Source organism: Lentzea sp. NPDC005914 (assembly GCF_040629405.1).
In the GTDB taxonomy this organism is placed as follows: domain Bacteria; phylum Actinomycetota; class Actinomycetes; order Mycobacteriales; family Pseudonocardiaceae; genus Lentzea.
This window is the reverse complement of the sequence record NZ_JBEXVQ010000016.1, coordinates 135,568-154,583: the sequence shown is the minus strand read 5'-3', so window position 1 is coordinate 154,583 and position 19,016 is coordinate 135,568. Positions and strand designations below refer to the sequence as shown.

General features: G+C 68.6%; 17 protein-coding genes and 1 riboswitch. Of the genes, 10 read left to right on the top strand and 7 right to left on the bottom strand.

The genetic code is table 11. The annotated features are described in order from the left end of the window. Positions 1-6 precede the first annotated feature (6 nt). A complete protein-coding gene (locus ABZ345_RS23530; RefSeq protein ID WP_359852430.1) occupies positions 7-2,856 on the bottom strand; it encodes a BTAD domain-containing putative transcriptional regulator in 2,850 nt (949 codons plus the stop codon). Positions 2,857-3,034: 178 nt separating this feature from the next. Between ABZ345_RS23530 and ABZ345_RS23525 the strand changes: the two genes are divergently transcribed. From ABZ345_RS23525 to ABZ345_RS23515, 3 genes are all read left to right on the top strand, one after another. Next, positions 3,035-3,505, top strand: a complete 471-nt coding sequence (locus ABZ345_RS23525) for a ricin-type beta-trefoil lectin domain protein (RefSeq protein WP_359852427.1) — start codon at positions 3,035-3,037, stop codon at positions 3,503-3,505. Positions 3,506-3,603: 98 nt separating this feature from the next. Next, on the top strand, positions 3,604-4,032 hold the full coding sequence (locus ABZ345_RS23520; protein ID WP_359852424.1) for a hypothetical protein: 429 nt from the start codon (positions 3,604-3,606) through the stop codon (positions 4,030-4,032). A gap of 138 nt (positions 4,033-4,170) precedes the next feature. Beyond that, on the top strand, positions 4,171-5,652 hold the full coding sequence (locus ABZ345_RS23515) for a glutamate--cysteine ligase (protein WP_359852421.1): 1,482 nt from the start codon (positions 4,171-4,173) through the stop codon (positions 5,650-5,652). 36 nt (positions 5,653-5,688) lie between these two features. Here ABZ345_RS23515 and ABZ345_RS23510 read toward each other — a convergent pair whose 3' ends face one another. Further along, positions 5,689-7,371, bottom strand: coding sequence for a cellulase family glycosylhydrolase (locus ABZ345_RS23510; protein WP_359852418.1), 1,683 nt, complete (start codon positions 7,369-7,371; stop codon positions 5,689-5,691). A gap of 158 nt (positions 7,372-7,529) precedes the next feature. Between ABZ345_RS23510 and ABZ345_RS23505 the strand changes: the two genes are divergently transcribed. From ABZ345_RS23505 to ABZ345_RS23490, 4 genes are read left to right on the top strand one after another with little or no spacing between them, the layout of a single operon-like run. After that, complete coding sequence (locus ABZ345_RS23505) at positions 7,530-8,591, top strand: MoxR family ATPase (RefSeq protein WP_359852416.1); 1,062 nt, start codon at positions 7,530-7,532, stop codon at positions 8,589-8,591. Further along, positions 8,588-10,195 (top strand): hypothetical protein, encoded by a 1,608-nt coding sequence (locus ABZ345_RS23500; RefSeq protein ID WP_359852413.1) that lies wholly within the window; start codon positions 8,588-8,590, stop codon positions 10,193-10,195. The genes ABZ345_RS23505 and ABZ345_RS23500 overlap by 4 nt, the downstream gene beginning before the upstream one ends. Continuing rightward, on the top strand, positions 10,195-10,863 hold the full coding sequence (locus ABZ345_RS23495) for an NAD-dependent protein deacetylase of SIR2 family (RefSeq protein WP_359852410.1): 669 nt from the start codon (positions 10,195-10,197) through the stop codon (positions 10,861-10,863). Before ABZ345_RS23500 ends, ABZ345_RS23495 begins: the two co-directional genes overlap by 1 nt. Continuing rightward, complete coding sequence (locus tag ABZ345_RS23490) at positions 10,856-11,551, top strand: class I SAM-dependent methyltransferase (RefSeq protein WP_359852407.1); 696 nt, start codon at positions 10,856-10,858, stop codon at positions 11,549-11,551. Before ABZ345_RS23495 ends, ABZ345_RS23490 begins: the two co-directional genes overlap by 8 nt. A gap of 23 nt (positions 11,552-11,574) precedes the next feature. Here the strand turns inward: ABZ345_RS23490 and ABZ345_RS23485 are convergent, their stop codons facing one another. The 5 genes from ABZ345_RS23485 to ABZ345_RS23465 form a co-directional block, all read right to left on the bottom strand. Then, a complete protein-coding gene (locus tag ABZ345_RS23485) occupies positions 11,575-11,913 on the bottom strand; it encodes a hypothetical protein (protein WP_359852404.1) in 339 nt (112 codons plus the stop codon). An 11-nt stretch (positions 11,914-11,924) separates the two neighbouring features. Continuing rightward, complete coding sequence (locus tag ABZ345_RS23480; RefSeq protein ID WP_359852401.1) at positions 11,925-12,491, bottom strand: TIGR03086 family metal-binding protein; 567 nt, start codon at positions 12,489-12,491, stop codon at positions 11,925-11,927. Continuing rightward, complete coding sequence (locus tag ABZ345_RS23475; protein ID WP_359852398.1) at positions 12,491-12,901, bottom strand: hypothetical protein; 411 nt, start codon at positions 12,899-12,901, stop codon at positions 12,491-12,493. Before ABZ345_RS23475 ends, ABZ345_RS23480 begins: the two co-directional genes overlap by 1 nt. Continuing rightward, a complete protein-coding gene (locus ABZ345_RS23470; protein WP_359852395.1) occupies positions 12,826-13,533 on the bottom strand; it encodes a DUF998 domain-containing protein in 708 nt (235 codons plus the stop codon). The genes ABZ345_RS23475 and ABZ345_RS23470 overlap by 76 nt, the downstream gene beginning before the upstream one ends. Positions 13,534-13,618: 85 nt before the next feature. After that, positions 13,619-14,476 carry a LysR family transcriptional regulator ArgP gene (locus ABZ345_RS23465; RefSeq protein WP_359852589.1) on the bottom strand — a complete coding sequence of 286 codons (858 nt, stop codon included), beginning with the start codon at positions 14,474-14,476 and terminating at the stop codon, positions 13,619-13,621. Between the two features lie 99 nt (positions 14,477-14,575). Here ABZ345_RS23465 and ABZ345_RS23460 point away from each other — a divergent pair, with 99 nt between their 5' ends. The 3 genes from ABZ345_RS23460 (at position 14,576) to ABZ345_RS23450 (ending at position 19,015) form a co-directional block, all read left to right on the top strand. Continuing rightward, positions 14,576-15,121, top strand: a complete 546-nt coding sequence (locus ABZ345_RS23460) for a LysE family transporter (RefSeq protein WP_359852586.1) — start codon at positions 14,576-14,578, stop codon at positions 15,119-15,121. Positions 15,122-15,318: 197 nt separating this feature from the next. After that, positions 15,319-15,533, top strand: a riboswitch (cobalamin riboswitch). A 105-nt stretch (positions 15,534-15,638) separates the two neighbouring features. Beyond that, on the top strand, positions 15,639-17,981 hold the full coding sequence (locus ABZ345_RS23455) for a ribonucleoside-diphosphate reductase subunit alpha (protein WP_359852392.1): 2,343 nt from the start codon (positions 15,639-15,641) through the stop codon (positions 17,979-17,981). Further along, positions 17,981-19,015, top strand: a complete 1,035-nt coding sequence (locus ABZ345_RS23450; protein WP_359852389.1) for a ribonucleotide-diphosphate reductase subunit beta — start codon at positions 17,981-17,983, stop codon at positions 19,013-19,015. Before ABZ345_RS23455 ends, ABZ345_RS23450 begins: the two co-directional genes overlap by 1 nt. The last annotated feature ends 1 nt before the right edge of the window (position 19,016 follow it).

Below are 19,016 nucleotides of genomic sequence, written 5' to 3'. Positions count from 1 at the left end.
GGCCCTTCACGGGGCCGGCACGCTCATGCCCAGCTGTGTCAGCGCCCGCTCGGTCCACTCCCGGTGCATCGGCATGTCGAGCTTCTCGAACAACCGCCACGCCTGGTCGAAGCAGGCGGCGGCGTGGTCGGGGCGGCCGGTGCGGTGCGCGACCCAGCCGAGGCTGTACAGGGTCTCGGCCTTGCCGACGCTCTCGTCCGCCGGGGAGAACGCGACCTGCGAGCGGGCCATCAGTTCGGCGGCCCGTTCCGCGTCGCCCTGCCGGGCGTGGACGGCGGCCAGGACGTGCAGCGCCAGCGCCTCGTCGCGGGGACAGGACACCGCGCCGAACAGCTCGACGGCCTCCATCAGCGCGCGTTCCGTGGCCTCCAGGTCGCCGCGGGCGTTGTGATGCAGGCCCATGCTGAACAACGTGCACGCCCGGCCGTAGCCGCAGCCCAGCTCAGCGAAGATCGCCAGCGAGCTGTCGAGGAGTGCTTCCGCGTCGTCGAGGCGGCCCTGGTTGCGGCGGACGACTCCCAGTCCCTGCAACGAGAACGCCTCCCCGCAGGCGTCCTGGCAGTCGCGGAACACGGCGAGCGCGCGGGTCAGCTCGACCACCGCTTCGTCGTGCTGCCCGTGGAACATGTGCACGCTGCCCACACCGAGATCGGCGTAGGCGTGGCCGCGGACGTCGCCGACACCGGCGAACAGTCGTTGTGCCGTCGCGAAGTACGCGCTCGCCTCGTGGAAGTGGTCGCGGTAGAACGCCAGCGCTCCGAGGCCCTGGTGCAGGACGGCCCGGTGGTGCGGGTCCTCGGCGGCCTCCAGTGCGAGCGTGTGGGTCCGCCGCCACAGGTCGTAGTGGCCGTGCAGGTCGAACAACGTCGTCAGCACGCCGGTGACCTCGCACCCCAGACCCGTGAGGCCCAGCGCGATCGCCTGCGCCGCCACCGCGACCAGGGCGTCGCGCTCGGTTTCGAGGAACGTGAGCGGGTCGCCAGTGTCGAGGCCCGGCACCGAGCCGCGATCGGGCACCCGCACCTTGAGGAATCGGCACGGCAGGTCGGTTTCCGCCCGCACGGCCAGGTCGAGCCACGCGGTGAACGCCCTGCGCAACGCCTCGGTACGAGTCTCGGGATCGTCCTGCTCCAGCGCGCGTTCGCGGCCGAACACCCTCAGCAGCTCGTGGAACCGGTAGCGGCCCGGCCCGGCGGACTCCAGCAGGTGCACGTCGGCCAGGCTGTCGGTGATCTCCTCCCCGTCGGGAACGTCCAGCATCGGGCCGGTGACCCAGCCGGGGAAGTCGGGCGCGTCCAGCAGGCTCAGCAGCCGGAACGCGCGCTGCTGGTCGTCCGTCAGCGTCTGGTAGCTCAGCGCCAGGCTGGCGCGCGCCTCCAGGTCGTCGATGCGCAGCTCGTTGAGCCGCGTGCCCTCGCAGGCCAGCCGGTCGGCCAGCCTGCCGACCGTCCACTGTGCCCGCCGCGCCAGCCTGGCGCCCGCGATCCGCAACGCCAGCGGGAGGTTGCCGCAGTAGCGCGCCACCTCGGCGGCGGCGCCGGGTTCGCAGGCCAGCCGGTCCTGCCCGGCGATCGACCCCAGCAACCGCACCGAGTCCCGCTCACCGAGGACGTCGAGGTGCACGGTGTGCGCGCCGTCGGTCTCGACGAGCTGCACCCGGCTGGTGATCAGCACCGCGGACTCCGGCGAACCGGGCAGCAGCGGCCGGACCTGCGCCATGCCCGCCGCGTCGTCCAGCACGATCAGCACCTGCCGGGCCGCGAGTTGCGACCGGTACAGCGCGGCCTGCGCCTCCAGGTCGTCCGGTACGGCGTGCGGGTGCACGCCGAGCGCGATCAGCAGCTCGGCGAGCACGGTGGCCGGGTCGCGCGGTGACGGCGAGGTACCGCCCAGCCGCACGTAGAGGTGCCCGCCGCGGAACCGGGCGCCGACCTCGTGCGCCACCCGCACCGCGAGCGCGGTCTTGCCGACCCCCGCCTTGCCGGTGATCGCGACGGTTCTCCGTTTCCGGTGCAGCAACCGGACCAGCTCCGCCGTCTCGGCCGCGCGCCCGGTGAAGTTCTCCACGTCGGGCGGCAGCTGCATCGGCCGCACCACCCGCTGGATCGTCCCGCTCAGGACCTCCTGGTGCAGCCGCCGGACCTCGTCGCACGGCTCGACCCCGAGCGCGTCGACCAGCACCTCTCTCATCGTGCGATAGGTCTCCAGGGCCTCGGCGCGCCTCCCTGCCCGGTGCTGGGCGAGGATCAGCCTCTGCCACAACCCCTCGCGCAACGGCGTCTGCCGCACCAGCGCGCCCAGCTCGGTGATCACGATGCCCAGCTGCCCGGCCGCGAGGCGCGCGTCGGCGAAGTCCTCGCGGGCGGAGACGGCCATCTCCTCCAGCCGCACCGCCTCGATCTCGAGCCACCCCGCGCGCTCGACGTCCTCGAGCGGCGAACCCCGCCAGCCGGCCCACGCCTCTTCCCAGATCGCCACCGCTTTCCCCGCGTCACCCGACCGCATCGCGGTGCGTGCTTCCTCGGCGGCGTGGTGGAAACGCGTGATGTCGAGCTCGTCCGGCTCGACCCGCAGCAGATAGCTGCCGCTGTCGGTGACCACCCGGTCTTTGAGACCGATGCCTGCGAGGTCCTGCCGCAACCGGCTCACGTGGGTGTGCACGTTGGCGACCGCCGACGCGGGCGGCCGCTCACCCCACAGCGCCTCGACGATGTCCGGCAGTCCCACCGGCTGATGCGGCCTGACCAGCAGTGCGGCCAGCAGTGCCCGTTGACGCTGACTGGCCTGCGACAGGCGCAGGCCGTTGTTCGTGACGCGCAGCGGACCGAGGACCGCGAACGTCGCTGTAGTAACCAAGGCTCCCCCACCCGGTCCAAGCAACGACTCCGGAGGGTAGCAGCGTCGCCACGGTGCGGGGTGCGTCCGAACGAGTGCCAGGCCGTGTAGGAGCGCTGTAGGTGACCTGTAGGTCGATTTTTCTAGATTCCTTTCAGATCGCGGAGAAATGCGCGATTCACACAAAAGGGGATCAATCATGGAATTCAGGGGAATTCTGCGCCGGGTCGCCAGCGGGGCGGCAGTGCTCGTGGCGGTGGGCGCGACGCTGATGGCGCCGGCGTCGGCGGCTCCGGCGCCAGAAGGCGAGTTCGGCGTGAACGCGCTTTTCCAGATCAAGCACCCGAACGCGAACAACTGCCTGGACAACGGAGACGGCGACGTCTTCCTGTACATGTGCGACAACGCAGACTCGCAGCAGTGGAACAACTACGCCCCTGGCCGTTTCAGGAACGACGCCAGCGGGCTGTGCCTGGCCTCGAACGGCGTGAAGGTCTTCACGATGGACTGCGGGACCCCGTCCAGCACGTGGACCACCACCTCCACCAATCCCAAGCTCCTCCGGCACGGGGTGGAGACCTCCAAGTGCCTGACCACGAAGAGCAGCGTCGCCGGACGATTCGCGTACATGATCGACTGCGCGGAGGCCACGCGCTGGGTCATCAGCTGACTGGGGGATTCGGCGGGTCGCTCATCCGCCTGCAGATCGGTTCCAGATTCGCTTCCGATCGTGACGAAATGCACGCTTCTCACAAAGAGGAAATCACCGTGGAATTCAAGTCAATGCTGCGCCGTGTTGTCGGAGGGGCGGCAGTGCTCGCGGCGGTCGGCGCGATGCTGATGGTGCCGGGCTCGGCAGGCGCGGCTCCGGCCTCCGTCACCGCCGACCCGTCCACGCCGTTCAGAGTCGCCTACGGCGCGACCGTCGGGTCCGGCACGATCCGCTGGCACCAGAGGTCGGTCGACGTCGACTACACCTTCAAGGCGAACTACTGCCGCAGGCTCTACGCGTTCGCCTACGACCGGCAGGGGTTCGAACGCTCCAGGAGGAGCACCAGCCTGCACTGCGACGACACCTCGTCGGACACCTGGAACCTGCCGGTGAACCTCCAGGGAGGTCCTGGCTGGGTCCACATCTGCATCGCCAACGACGACGACCTGTACGTCGTGTGCGATGAGTACAAGGTGCCCGCGTAGTACTGGGGGTACGGCGGGCCGCTTCCCCCAGGGGCGGCCCGCCGTTCGGCGTCTCAAAACGCGAGCGACACACGGGTGTCGGATTGATCAACGATGCTGCACAGTGGTGGGGTTAGCTCTCGACCGCCGGGAGGCACCATGGGCGAGGACGTCGCGAAGCACGAGTTCACGCGCGAGGACCGCACGCGGTACCGCACCAAGGTGCGGCGGTGCCTCGACGTGTTCGCCCGGATGCTGCGTGAGGCGCGGTTCGACTTCGAGAGGCCGATGACCGGTCTCGAGATCGAGATCAACCTCATCGACGAGCAGGGCGACCCCGCGATGAAGAACCACGAGGCGCTCGAGGTCATCGACGACCCGGACTTCGTGACCGAGCTCGGCCAGTGGAACATCGAGATCAACGTGGCGCCGCGGCGGCTCGCGGGCGGGGGCATCACCTCGTTCGAGGAGACGGTCCGGCGCAGCCTGAACTCCGCCGAGGAGAAGGCGCGCGAGATCGGCGCGCACATGGTCATCAACGGCATCCTGCCGACGCTGCGCACCAAGCACGTCACACCGGACCAGCTGTCGAGCAACCCGCGGTACGCGCTGCTCAACGAGCAGGTGCTGGCCGCGCGGGGCGAGGACCTGCAGATCTCCATCGACGGCGTGGAACGGCTGCACCTCACGGCCAGCTCGATCGTGCCCGAGGCGGCCTGCACCAGCACGCAGCTGCACCTGCAGGTGTCGCCGGAGCAGTTCCCCGCCTACTGGAACGCGGCCCAGGCCATCGCCGGCGTGCAGGTCGCGGTGGGCGCGAACTCGCCGTTCTTCCTCGGCAAGGAGCTCTGGCGCGAGACCCGCATCGCGTTGTTCCAGCAGGCCACCGACACCCGCGGCGACGAGCTCAAGGCGCAGGGCGTGCGGCCGCGGGTGTGGTTCGGCGAGCGGTGGATCAACTCGATCTTCGACCTGTTCGAGGAGAACGTCCGGTACTTCCCCGCGTTGCTGCCCATCTGCGACGAAGAGGACCCGCTGGCCGTGCTCGACCGCGGTGACACGCCGGGCCTGAGCGAGCTGAAGCTGCACAACGGCACCATCTACCGCTGGAACCGGCCCGTGTACGACGTGGTGCGGGACAGGCCGCACCTGCGCGTCGAGAACCGGGTGCTGCCGGCCGGGCCCACGATCGTCGACACGCTCGCGAACGCCGCGCTGTACTTCGGGCTGGTGCGGGCGCTGGCGGAGGACGAGCGTCCACTGTGGTCGCAGATGAGCTTCCAGGCCGCCGAGGAGAACTTCAACGCCGCCTCGCGCAACGGGATGGACGCGCAGATGTACTGGCCCGGCGTGGGCACCGTGCCGGTGATCGAGCTGGTGCTGCGCAGGCTTCTTCCCCTGGCGCACGAGGGGCTGATCCGGTGGGGTGTCGACTCCGCCGAACGGGACAGGCTGCTCGGCGTGATCGAGCAGCGCTGCCTCGCCGGGGTCAACGGAGCCTCGTGGCAGGCGCGGGAGTTCCACCGCCACTACGACCACACCCACCTGGACCGGGCGGACGCATTGCGCGCGATGCTCCGGTCCTATGTGGAACTGATGCACGCGAACGAGCCCGTGCACACCTGGCCGGTAACGCCGTGAGCGGGTGTGGCCGCTGATGCGGCCACACCCGTTTCATCAGCTGGTCGGGAAATCGTCAGGCGTGCGCATGCGTTCGCGCACCCAAACGCCCGCGGGCTTCAGCACACCGGTGCCGCTGAAGTTGTTGCCGGAGCACGTGCCGGTCTTGAACACCGCGCCCGACCTGTTGTCGTCGGAGAAGTTCCAGTTGGCCCAGGAGATCTTCTTGCGGGCCATCAGGTCGATGTACTTCTGCGACGTCGTGAAGTCGTTCGCACCGTCACCGGACGCGGTCTGCGTGCCGAACTCGGTCACGAACACCGGAACCGCCGAAGACACGCGATCAAGCACGTTGATGTAGTCCTGCTTGTGCGAGTTCGCGTAGAAGTGGAACGAGTACATGAAGTTGGTCGCGTTGACCTTGTTGTTCAGCACGACCGAGGCGTCCTCGCCGTCGGAGAAGCCGAAGGTCGACCAGCCGTGCGTGCCCGAGACGATCAGGCTGTCCGGGTCGATGTTGCGGATCACCGGGATCATCTGCTCGGCGTAGGACTTGACCTTCGACCACGAGACCTCGTTCGGCTCGTTCGCGATGTCGTAGATGATGTTGGTCTTGTCCTTGTGCCGCGTGGCGATCTCGGTGAAGAACGTCTTGGCGCGGGACAGGTTGTAGTTCGGGTCGCCCGGCGAGAGCTGGTGCCAGTCGACCAGGACGTAGATGCCGCGCCGGGTGGCTTCCTCGATGTAGCTGTGCACCAGGTCGGTGAACTTGCGCGGGTTGGTCTCGTACCCGCCTTCCTGGATGTACATCGCGGTGCGGATGAAGTCGCCGCCCCAGTCGTCCACCAGTGCGTCCCACGACGCGGGCTTGATGCACTGGGCGTACCACTGCAGGCCGTGCGTGCTCATGCCGCGCAACTGGATGGGCTTGTTGTACTGGTTGCACAGCTGCACGCCACAGACACGCAGCAGGCCGTTGATGTCGTGCGGCCTGGTGCCGCCGGGCGTGCCCGGCGTGGTCTTCACGGTGATCGAGTTCGACGCGCCGGAGAGGTTCCCTGCCGCGTCACGTGCCTGCACGGTGAAGGTGTAAGAGGTGTCCGGAGTGAGGCCCGTGACGGTGTGCGTGGTGCCGGTCGCGGTCTGACCGTTGGACAGCACGTACCCGGTCACACCCACGTTGTCCGTGGACGCGTCCCACGCCAGCGACACCGACGACGCCGTGGTGCCCGTCGAGCGCAGGTTGCCGGGAACCGTGGGCGCCACCGTGTCCGGCGGGCCCGTCGGAGGTTCGACGTCGAGGCGGTCGAGGTTCGGGCCGCCGTTCGCCGTCGTCGCGACGGTCTTGATCGTGTTGGAGCCTGCGTTCAACGAGACCGTGGTGGTGCGGGTCTGCCACGTGGTCCACGCGCCCGTGCCGGGGAACGAGAGCTCGTCCGCCGCCAGCGAGCCGTTCACCGAGACGTCCATCGGGCGGTTGGCCGTGGTGCCGTTGGCGAACCGGAACGTGAGCGTCGCCTGGCCCGCGCTCGGCGAGGTCACGGTGAACTCGACCGAGCTGCCGACCTCGTTGTCGTAGTTGACGAAACCGGTGCCGGTGAAGCCGGCGTGGTTGGACTCGACGACGCCGTTCGAGATCGTCGCGCTCTCCGCCTGGTACTGGACCGGCGCGGCGACCGCGACGGCCGGGACTGCGAGCGCTAGTGCTGCCGGTAAGACCAGGAACAGGGATCTGGCCACAGGGTGCCTCCTGTGTATGGGGAAACAGCAGGGTGCGGCGGCGATTTAGTTAGGAAGGTTTCCTATCTGATGTGCGTTGAATCACAGCACTAGACCACTGCCCCTGTCAATAAATTCGGGCGACCGGAACAAGTCGGGTGCGGCATCCTGCACGCCTGATGCGATCCACAGTCACCGTGACACCAGCTCAGCTTCCTGAGGTGCTGCTGCACGTCGCCGTCGTCCGGCCGGTCTTCCTCTGGGGAGCACCGGGTATCGGCAAGTCCTCGCTCGTCCGCAAGTTCGCGGCCGAGCTGGGCCTGGAGTGCGTCACGCTGCTGGGCACCCAGCTCGCGCCGGAGGACCTCATCGGTGTTCCGGAACTGGTCGGTGGCAGGTCCCGGTTCGCCCCGCCCGAGTCCATCGCCCGCCACGACCCGTACTGCCTCTTCCTCGACGAGCTCAACGCCAGCAGCCCGGAGGTGCAGAAGGCGTTCTACTCGCTGATCCTCGACCGGCGCATCGGCTCCTACGAGCTGCCGAAGGGCTCCATCGTGATCGGCGCGGGCAACCGGGCAGTCGACAACGCGTTGGCGCGCCCGATGGCGTCCGCGCTCGTGAACCGCATGATCCACGTGCACCTCACCGCGTCGGCGAAGGACTGGCTGGGGTGGGCGCGCGAGAACGGCATCCACCCGTGGGTGCTCGAGTACCTCACGCAGCGCCCGGACCACCTGTGGAGCGCGGCGCCGAAGGTCGAGGAGACGTTCTCCACGCCGCGGGGCTGGCACATGCTGTCCGACGCGCTGCACTCGTTCGGCGACGACATCTCCGAGGACATCCTCGGCGTGCTCGCGTTCGGCACGGTCACCGCGAACCACGCCTCGATGTTCAAGGCGTTCGTGAAGACCGTGAAGCACGCGTACGGGCTGGAAGCCGTGCTGCGCGGGGACGTTCGCTGGCCCGGTGAGCCCAAAGACCGCGACCTGCTCTACTTCCTCGCCGAGGCGTTCCGCACCCGGCTGGTGAAGGAACTGCCGCACGACAAGGCGCACGCACCGGCGGCGGGCAAGCAGCTCGCGCACCGCGGCAAGGCGCTGCTGCTGGAGCTGGCCGAGCTGTCGCTGGAGATCGCGCAGATGGTGATCGCGGCCGACGACGACGGCAACCCCGTGCTGCCCGCGTGGTTCCTCGTCGAGGTCACCCGTGACCTGCCGCGGCTCGTCGCGGCACGGGCATGAGCTCGCGCAACAAGATCGACCCCGGTGCGGCGGCGTACGACGCCGCCCACCGGCAGGTCGCGAACCACCCGCTGTTCGCCGCGCTGGGCGTCTACTTCTACCGCCGCTCCGACCACGACTGGGCCGACATCTCACTGGACGGCAGCCTGTACGCGCACCCGAAGCGACAAGCCGACGAGGCCGAGTGGATTTGGGTCTTCGCGCACTGCCTGCTGCACGTCGGTTTCGGCACGCACTCCTGCGACGAGGTGCTCGACTTCCAGCCCGCGCTGAGGTTCGGCAGGCAGCCCGCGTCGTGGCGGCCGGGGAGGTGCGTGCGCGGCGGGGAGTCGAGGGAACCGGAGAAGTGGGCGCAACGGTTCGCCACCGGGCTCTCCAACGCCGCCGTGGCCGCGATCGACGTGGCGGGCGGCGCGCGCTCGTCGCTGACCGACAAACGGCCCGCCAGGACCGAGTGGGACCTCGCGTTGAGCTGGTTCGTGTCGAACTATCCGCTGCTGGGCGCGCTGGCGTCGTCGATGACGGTGGTGGCGGACGCGGAACTGGCGCGGGGCTGGGACATCTCGATCGCGGCGGTCTCCACGGCGTCGGCCGAGATCTACGTCAACCCGCTCGCCGGCCTGAAGCGCGACGAGTGGCGGTTCGTTCTCGCGCACGAGATGCTGCACGCCGCGTTGCGCCACTGCGACCGGGTCGGCGGGCGCGACGAGTACCTGTGGAACATCGCCGCGGACTACGTGGTCAACGGCTGGCTGATCGAGATGGGCGTCGGTTCCCCACCGGAGGGCGTGCTGCACGACCAGTCGTTGCGCGGGTTGTCGGCGGAGTCGGTCTACGACCAGATCACCACGGATCTGCGGCGGTACCGGAAGCTGCTGACGTTGCGCGGCCACCACAACGGCGACTTGCTCGGCGCACCGTTGAAAGGCCCCTCGGACATCACGGATCTGGACGAGTTCTACCGCCGTGCCCTGCTGACCGGGCTGAGTTATCACACGGTGTCGCGTGGCCTGCTGCCCGCCGGGCTCGTCGAGGAGATCCGCGCGCTGGAGCACCCGCCGCTGTCGTGGGACGCCCAGCTGGCGCGCTGGTTCGAGGAATTCGTTCCCGCCGCGGAAAAGCACCGGACCTACGCCCGCGCGTCACGGCGGCAAGCGTCCACTCCGGACATTCCGCGACCGGGGTGGGTGCGGCCCGAGAGCCTGGAGTCGCGGCCCACGTTCGGGGTCGTGCTCGACACGTCCGGCTCGATGGATCCCAAGTTGCTGGGCAAGGCCGTGGGCGCGATCGCTTCCTATGCCGCGGCACGTGACGTGCCCGCCGCACGCGTGGTTTTCTGTGACGCGATGGCATATGACGCCGGATACGTGCCCGTCGAGGACATCGCGGGCCGCATGAAGGTGCGCGGGCGCGGCGGCACGGTGCTGCAGCCCGGCGTCGACCTGCTCGAACGCGCCCCCGACTTCCCCTCCGCCGGGCCGATCCTGGTCATCACCGACGGCGGGTGCGACGTGCTGCGGATCCGGCGCGAGCACGCGTTCCTGATCCCCGCCGGCGCGCACCTGCCGTTCCGCGCTCGTGGGCCCGTGTTCCGGATGTCCTGATGGAGATCGCCTGCGACGAGTCGGGATCCGAGGGCGAGAAGCTCGTCGGCGGGGTCACGGCGGTCTTCGCGCACGCCGGTGTGCGGATGTCCGAGGACGAGGCTTCCACCTGCGTCGCGTCGCTGCGGGAGATGATCAAGTCGCCCGCGCTCGAGTACAAGGCGAACCACCTGCTGCGCGCGAAGAACCGGTGGGTGCTGCTGTGGTTCCTCGGCCCCACCGGCCCGTTGGCGGACAAGGCGCGAGTGCAGCTCGTCGACAAGCGGCGGTTCCTGGCCTCACGGGTGCGCGCGGAGTTCGGTGCCGTCTCGGGGCCGCTGGAGCACTACAACGACCTGCTGCGCGCCCGCGGCCAGCGCGGCACGCTGGACCCGCTGTTCCCGGCGATCCTGAGGGCCGTCGCGCAGTGGGGCGGCCCGGTGTCGATCGTGCACGACCAGCAGCTGTCGCTGACCGACGGCCGGATCCGGCAGCTCAAGAAGCTGGCCCCGCGACTGAAAAGCCTCACTTTGGTGGACTCCCAGTTCGACGCGCGCGTGCAGGTCGCCGACTTCCTCGCGGGGATCGCCCGCCGCGTCGCCGAGGAAGAACTGAACGGGCGTCCGGACCGCGAGGTGATCGAGTTGCTGATGCCGTACGTCGTCGGGCCTAGGATGTGGCATGCCTGATGCGATTTTCGCCGACCCACGACTGGCTCGGATCTACGACGCCTTCGACGGGCCGCGCGTGGACCTGGACCTGTATCTCGGGATCGCCGCCGAGGTGGAGGCGACGAGTGTGCTCGACATCGGGTGCGGAACCGGTTCCCTCGCGGTGCTGCTGGCCTCGTCCGGACGATCGGTCGTCGGGGTGGACCCGGCGCTCGCGTCGCTCGAGATCGCCCGTGCCAAGGACTCCCGCGTCACCTGGATCCACGGGGACGCGACCTCACTTCCCCCGTTGTCGGTCGATCTCGCGACGATGACCGGGAACGTGGCCCAGGTGTTCCTCGGTGACGACTGGGAGGCCACGCTGCGGGGTGTCCGTGCCGCGCTGCGGCCCGGCGGGCACTTCGTGTTCGAGACCCGGCGGCCGGAGCGGCGGGCCTGGGAGGACTGGGCGCGTGCGAAGCCGCGGGTGCTGGTCGGGGTTCGGGAGCAGCTCGAACTGCTCGACGTGAGCATGCCGTTCGTCTCGTTCCGCCACACCTACAGCTTCCCGGACGGTTCGGCGATCGCGTCGGACTCGACCCTGCGGTTCCGCTCGCGCGCGGAGGTCGAGCAGACCCTGGTTCGCTGCGGCTTCAAGGTCGTGGACGTGCGGGACGCGCCCGATCGGCCGGGCCGCGAGTACGTGTTCGTCGCCCAAAAGGCATAGCGGGCAGGCAGGCATGACGGGCGTCAGCTGACGAGGGCGGGCTGCTTCCAGGCCCGCACCAGCCACGGCAGGATCCGCGGCATCCGGTCGGCCACGACGTCGTGCAGCACCACGATCATCCGGCCGGACTGCCGCGGTCCCGCGTCCAGCCACACGGCCTGCATCAGAACACCCGTCTGGAGGTCGAGCCCCGCCTCCGCCCGCGCCAGTGCGACGTCCGTGGCGGCGGCGGGGTCCACGACCTCGACGTGCGCGAAGCCGGAACGACGCAGTTCGGGATGCAGCTCCACGAGGGAGTCCACCGCGGCGGCCAGGCGTCCCACGCCCAGGCCGGCCCGAACCTGCACCGTAATCGCTCTCATGTTAGGAGACCCTAACCCAGGCTCCACGAGGGATCGCGCCCACTGAGTCCTAGGACACGGTCGAGCAGAGGCGCGTCCGGGCCGACGTCGACCGCCGCACCGAACAACGAGCCGTCCCGATCGTCCGGGCCGATCGACGACACGAACCCGTGGACGACCTCGAGCAGGTTCTCGTCGACCTCGAACGGCTGCCCTGTCGCGCGAGCGAGGTCCCAGCCGTGCAGCACGAGCTCGTCCAGCGCCACGGCACCCGCCACCTCGCCGGGCAGGTCGACGCCGCCCGCCCTGGTCATGCCCTCCCACGCGTCCTTCGCCCGCCAGGCCTCGGCGAGCTCGCCCAGCCGTGCGGGAATCGCCTCGCGGAAGTCCAAAGGCAGGCGGGACGCGTCTCCCGCGGCCGTCCCGTCGAGCGGGGTCTTCAGCGCGGCCATGGTGAACGCCACCGACAGGCCGTTGATGTGGTCGAGCAGGTCGCCGACCATGTAGTCGGGACACGGGGTCGGGGCCTTCAGGTCCCCGTCCGTCACGGTGCGCACCAACCCCGCGAGCTGATCGGCCGCAGGCGATAAGTCGAACATCAGTAGCCGTCTCCTCCCCAGAACTGTTCCTCGAGCGTGTCCGCCGTGCCGGCGAGCAGCTGCAGCGGGTCGGTGAACTCGTGGATGTCGAGGTCCGCCAGCGGCAGCGAGTGCCGCACCACGACGTGCTCCCCCATGATCGCGAGGCCGCACGCGACGGTGGACCTGCCGACCTCCTCCAGCACCTCGCGGAGGTTCACGTCCTTCGCGAGGCCGCAGGGGGACGCGATCTGCACCCATTCGTGCATCTTGTCGAGCACTTCCCGGACGACGATCACGACCTGCGTGCGCTCGTCATCGCCCTCATCATCGTCACCGAAGGTGAAGAGGATCCTCAGCTCCTCGTCCTCGTCGTGGATGACGTCGTACTCGGCGCGGACGTAATCCGCGAGGTCTCCCCAACTCGCCATGGCGCAACCCTACTTGCCGCGATCGCCCACAGCCCGACGACCAGCACGGCGCCGACCTCCGCGGCGAGCAAGATCCTCTCGATGTAGCCCAACGGGAACACGCGCCACCACCGAACGCCGGAGGCCGCGCCCATCACAATGGCGTAGAGGATGGGCATGAACGCGACAACGCTGACCACACCGGACGCCATCGCGACTTTCGCGTGCCGGCCCCACACGTGGTCCCGGAGCCACGGCCGGGCCAGCAGGATCACCGCGACCGGCAGGCTGACGAACGCGATCATGCTGCCGAACCGGTGGATGCTGCCGCTGAGCTCGTTGGTGCCCATCGCCCAGTTCGTCTTGGGGAACGCGACCACGAGCAGCAGGCCCACCGACCACAGGACCAGCGCGATCGAGCCCGCGGACCGCCATCTCGTCAGTCCCTTGTGGACGAGCGCGGCGAGGATCGCGAGCGACCCGATCGCCAGCAGCAGCACGGCGGTGTCGAAGACGGCGCGGTGGTCGCCCAGCGCGTACTCGCTGATCGTGCGGCGCAGCGGGCCTACGGTCAGGTCGAGCAGGCCGACCATGGCCACCGTGGCGACGACGGCGAGTGAACCGCCGGTGGCGGCTAGTCGAGGAATCAGCACACAACGGTCAACGCCGGGGTGAACCTCCGGGGTTCCTGGATTCAGCAAGCCGACAGGTTGCTCCCAGCTTCCCGACAGGTGACTCCTACCTCAGCGCCCGCGCCGCTTCCTGTTCCACCGCGTCGGCCACCGCCGTCAGCGCCGGGGAGTCGAGCTTCCACTGCTGCCAGTACAGCGGGATGTCGACCGTCCGGCCGGGCGCGAGGTCGACCAGGCCTTCCTGCAGCTGTTGCGGCGGCACCATCCCCCACCCGAGGCCCGCCACGATCGCCCGCACGTACACCTCCGACGACGGGACGTAGTGGCGGTGGTCGGACGCGCCACGGCCGCGGGTCAGCGTGCGCACGAACCGGTCCTGCAGGTCGTCGTTGCGGTCGAACACCACGACCGGCGCGTCCGGCAGCCACGACTTGACCGGGCCGTCCGCGTATCGGTCCACAAAGGACTGTGTGGCCATTGCGGCGTAACGGATGCTGCCCAGCTTGCGCACCGAGCAGCCCGCGACCGGCTCGCGCGAGGACGTCACGGCCGCCATCACCACACCCTGTCGCAGCAGGGCGGTCGTGTGGTCCTGGTCCTCGCGGTGGAGGTCGAACGAGATCTTGAGCTCCGGCGAGACCCGTTGCAGCGCGGGCAGGAACCAGGTGGCGAGCGAGTCGGCGTTGACCGCGATCGGCACCCGTACGACGGCGTCCTCGCCGAGGGCCGCGTCGAGGTCCTGATCCAGAGCGAGCAGTTGCCGACCGTAGCGGACGAGCACCTCCCCCGATGGTGTCAACCGCACCGGCCGCGCCCGCACCAGCAGCACGCGACCTGTCCGTTGCTCCAGGGCCTTGATCCGTTGCGAGACAGCGGAAGGAGTGACGTGCAGATTTGCGGCAGCCGCGTCGAACGTGCCCGCGTCGACGACCGCGAGCAGCGTGCGCACCAGGTCCAGGTCCATCACAGCGGCTAATGGTACGTAAGAATCTTTAGCTGGTCTCATCAAGACCGCGTCAATACCGTCGTGGGCGTGACTGACCTGCTGCTCGGCTTCGGCACCATGATGACCCTGATCGTCGCGATCGGCGCGCAGAACGCTTTCGTGCTGCGCCAAGGACTCCGGCGTCAGGCCGTGGCCAGGGTCGTCGCCGTGTGCGCCCTCTCGGACGCCATCCTCGTGGCGGTGGGCGTCGCCGGGTTCGGGGCGATCGTGAAGATGTTCCCGCGCGCCGTCACCGTCGCTGCCGTCGTCGGCGGGCTTTTCCTGCTGGGATACGGGTTTCTGGCGGCGCGGCGGGCGTTGCACCCGCAGTCGCTGCGGGCCGGCGGCGACAGCGCCAGGCCCGTGCTCACGGCACTCGCGCTGACGTGGCTCAACCCGCACGTCTACCTGGACACCCTGCTGCTGCTCGGCTCGATCGCGGCCGGGCGGTGGCTCTTCGGGGTCGGCGCGGTGACGGCGAGCGTCACGTGGTTCGTCGCGCTCGGCTTCGGCGCCCGCCTGCTCAGCCCGCTGTTCGCGAAGCCCCGCGCGTGGCGGGTGCTGGACGGCGTGATCGCGGCCGTGATGATCAGTCTCGGGGTGACCCTGATCGCCGGGTGGTGATCATCACCAGCGCCACCGCCACCGCCAGAACACCGGCCGTCACGGGCGCTGCGGCACCGATCCCGAGGGACGCCGAAGCGAGCCCCGCACTGACCAGAGCACCGATGACGACCCGCGGCCGAAGATCACCCACGTTGATGACCATAGCCCGCGACACGCGCATGTTGGGTGGTGATCCAGACCCCACCACCACATGTAGTATCTGCCGCGCTGGTGGTTCACCGGCCCGGAGCAACGGGCCCGGTGAGGCAAGAGGGAACCCGGTGAGAATCCGGGACTGCCCCGCAGCGGTGAGTGGGAACGAAAGCCGTCAACGAAGCACTGGGTCTCCGGACCTGGGAAGCGACGGCCGGTAGGAGTCTTTGCGGTCTGCCCACGAGTCCGAAGACCTGCCACTGGTGTGCGCGCAAACCTGCGCGCACGACACGGTGCCCCGAGGGAGGGCTGCTGTGTGCATCAGTGGTGTCCTCGCTGGCGTGCGCATGCGTTTCCTCGGGCCGGCTCGCGAGGAGAGAGCGTGCCCGACCGCCTTTCAGTGGTCATCAACGAAGCCTGTGCAGACCTGCCGAACGCGTCGGCCGAGGCGGTTCTGGCCGAGACCAAGCGGAATCTCTACGCCGGCATCACCGACGCCGAGCTCGCGCTGGCGCCGATCATGGCCGCCCGCACGATGGTCGAACACGACCCGGACTACTCGTACGTCAGCGCGCGGTTGCTGCTGGACAAGCTGCGCGCCGAGGCCTGCGGCGTTCCCTTGTCGCACGCCGAGATGACCGAGCGCTACCCGGCGTACTTCGCCGAGTTCATCGGCTACGGCATCGACTGCGGCCAACTCGACCCGCGCCTGGCGGACTTCGACCTGGTCAAGCTCGGTTCGGCGCTGGACGCGTCGCGTGACCTGAACTTCCAGTTCCTGGGCATGCAGACCCTCTACGACCGCTACTTCCTGCACCACGACGGCCGCCGTTACGAGCTGCCCCAGGCGTTCTTCCTGCGCGTCGCCATGGGCCTGGCGCTGGAGGAGGACGATCGCGACGCCCGCGCGATCGAGTTCTACGAGCTGCTCTCGTCGTTCGACTTCATGTGCTCGACACCGACGCTGTTCAACTCGGGCACCACTCGCCCGCAGCTGTCGTCGTGCTTCCTGACCACGGTGGACGACGATCTCGCCTCGATCTTCCACGGCATCAGCAACAACGCGCTGCTCAGCAAGTTCGCCGGCGGTCTCGGCAACGACTGGACGCCCGTGCGCGGCATCGGCGCGCACATCAAGGGCACCAACGGCAAGTCGCAGGGTGTCGTGCCGTTCCTCAAGGTCGCCAACGACACCGCGGTAGCCGTGAATCAGGGGGGCAAGCGCAAGGGCGCCGTGTGCGCGTACCTCGAGACGTGGCACATCGACGTCGAGGAGTTCCTCGACCTGCGCAAGAACACCGGTGACGAGCGGCGCCGCACGCACGACATGAACACCGCGAACTGGGTGCCGGACGAGTTCATCCGCCGGGTCCGCGCGAACGACCAGTGGACGTTGTTCTCGCCCGACGAAGTGCCGGACCTGCACGACGCGTTCGGGGACGAGTTCGCGGCCAAGTACCGGGCGTACGAGGAGATGGCCGACAACGGCGAGATCAAGGTCTTCCGCCGGGTGCAGGCCGTCGACCTGTGGCGGCGCATGCTGACCATGCTGTTCGAGACCGGGCACCCGTGGATCACGTTCAAGGACCCGTGCAACCTGCGTTCGCCGCAGCAGCACAGCGGTGTCGTGCACTCGTCGAACCTGTGCACCGAGATCACCCTGAACACGACGGTCGACGAGGTCGCGGTCTGCAACCTGGGCTCGGTCAACCTCGCGCGGCACGTCACCGCGGACGGCATCGACCACGCGCGGCTCGAGAAGACCGTGCGCACGGCGGTTCGCATGCTCGACAACGTGATCGACGTGAACTACTACACGATCCCCGAGGCGCGGAACTCCAACCTCCGGCACCGACCGGTCGGTCTCGGCCTGATGGGGTTCCAGGACGCGCTGTTCACGCTCGGCACGCCGATGGCCAGCACGGAAGCCGTCGAGTTCGCCGACCGCAGCATGGAGGAGATCAGCTACTACGCGATCACCGCGTCGGCTGAGCTGGCACAGGAACGCGGCGCGTACCAGTCGTTCGAGGGATCCTTGTGGAGCAAGGGGATCCTGCCGATCGACTCCGTGGAGATCCTCGCGGGCACACGCGCGGAGGGTGAGCTGGAGCAGAACCGCGGGTCCACGATGGACTGGGACGTCGTGCGCGAGAAGGCCCGCGCGGGCATGCGGAACTCGAACGTCATGGCCATCGCGCCGACCGCCACCATCGCGAACATCACCGGCGTGAACCAGTCGATCGAGCCGCTGTACCGCAACCTGTACGTGAAGTCGAACATGTCCGGCGACTTCACCGTGACCAACCCGGACCTGGTGCGGGCGCTCAAGCAGCGCAAGCTGTGGGGCGAGCAGATGATCTCGGACCTGAAGCTGCACGACGGCAGCCTCGGCGCGATCGACCGGGTGCCGCCGTACCTCAAGGCCCTGTACGCCACGGCGTTCGAGGTCGACAGCTCGTGGCTGATCGAGGCGGGTTCGCGCCGGCAGAAGTGGATCGACCAGGCGCAGTCGCTGAACCTCTACCTGGCCGCGCCGAGTGGCCGCAAGCTCGACGAGCTGTACCAGCTGGCGTGGCTGCGCGGCCTCAAGACCACCTACTACCTGCGGACGCAGAGCGCCACGCACGTGGAGAAGTCCACGCTGCAGGGCACCGACGGCAAGCTCAACGCCGTCTCCCCCAACGCCTGCGCCGTGACCGACCCCGAATGTGAGGCTTGTCAGTAATGGGCATCGAAGCAGGCGCCGCGCGCGTCAGTGTCGACGACAAGGCGATGATCAACTGCCGCGCCGACGTCAACCAGCTGCTGCCGCTCAAGTACCACTGGGCGTGGGACAAGTACCTCAACGGCTGCAACAACCACTGGATGCCGACCGAGGTCTCGATGCAGGCCGACATCTCGCTCTGGAAATCGAAGGACGGCCTCACCGAAGAAGAGCGCCGCATGATCAAGCGCAACCTCGGCTTCTTCGCGACGAGCGAGTCGTTGGTGGCCAACAACATCGTGCTCGCGGTGTACCGGCACCTCACCAACCCCGAGTGCCGCCAGTACCTGCTGCGCCAGGCCTTCGAGGAGGCCGTGCACACTCACACGTTCCAGTACATCTGCACCTCGCTCGGCCTGGACGAGGGCGAACTGTTCAACATGTACCGCGAGATCCCGTCCATCACCGACAAGGCCGCCTGGGCACTGCAGTTCACGCAGCACCTGGAGGACCCGGAGTTCAGGACCGGCACGCCGGACAAGGACCAGGCGTTCCTCAAGGACCTCGTCGCGTTCTACGTGGTCTTCGAGGGCATGTGGTTCTACACGGGCTTCGCGCAGATCCTGTCGCTGGGCCGGCGCAACAAGATGGTCGGCATCGCCGAGCAGTACCAGTACATCCTGCGCGACGAGTCGATCCACCTGAACTTCGGCATCGACGCCATCAACCAGATCAAGCTCGAGAACCCGCACCTGTGGAACGACGTGTTCCAGAAGGAGGTGCGCACGATGCTCGCCGAGGGCTGCGAGCTGGAGATCGCGTACGGCCGCGACACCATGCCCGGCGGCATCCTCGGCCTCAACGCCGACTCCTGCGAGCAGTACATGCGGTTCATCACCAACCGCCGGTGCGCGCAGCTCGGCTTGGAGCCGGTGTGGGAAGTGACGGAGAACCCGTTCCCGTGGATGTCCGAGATGATGGACCTCAAGAAGGAGAAGAACTTCTTCGAGACCCGCGTGATCGAGTACCAGAACGGCGGCTCGCTGGAGTGGTGAG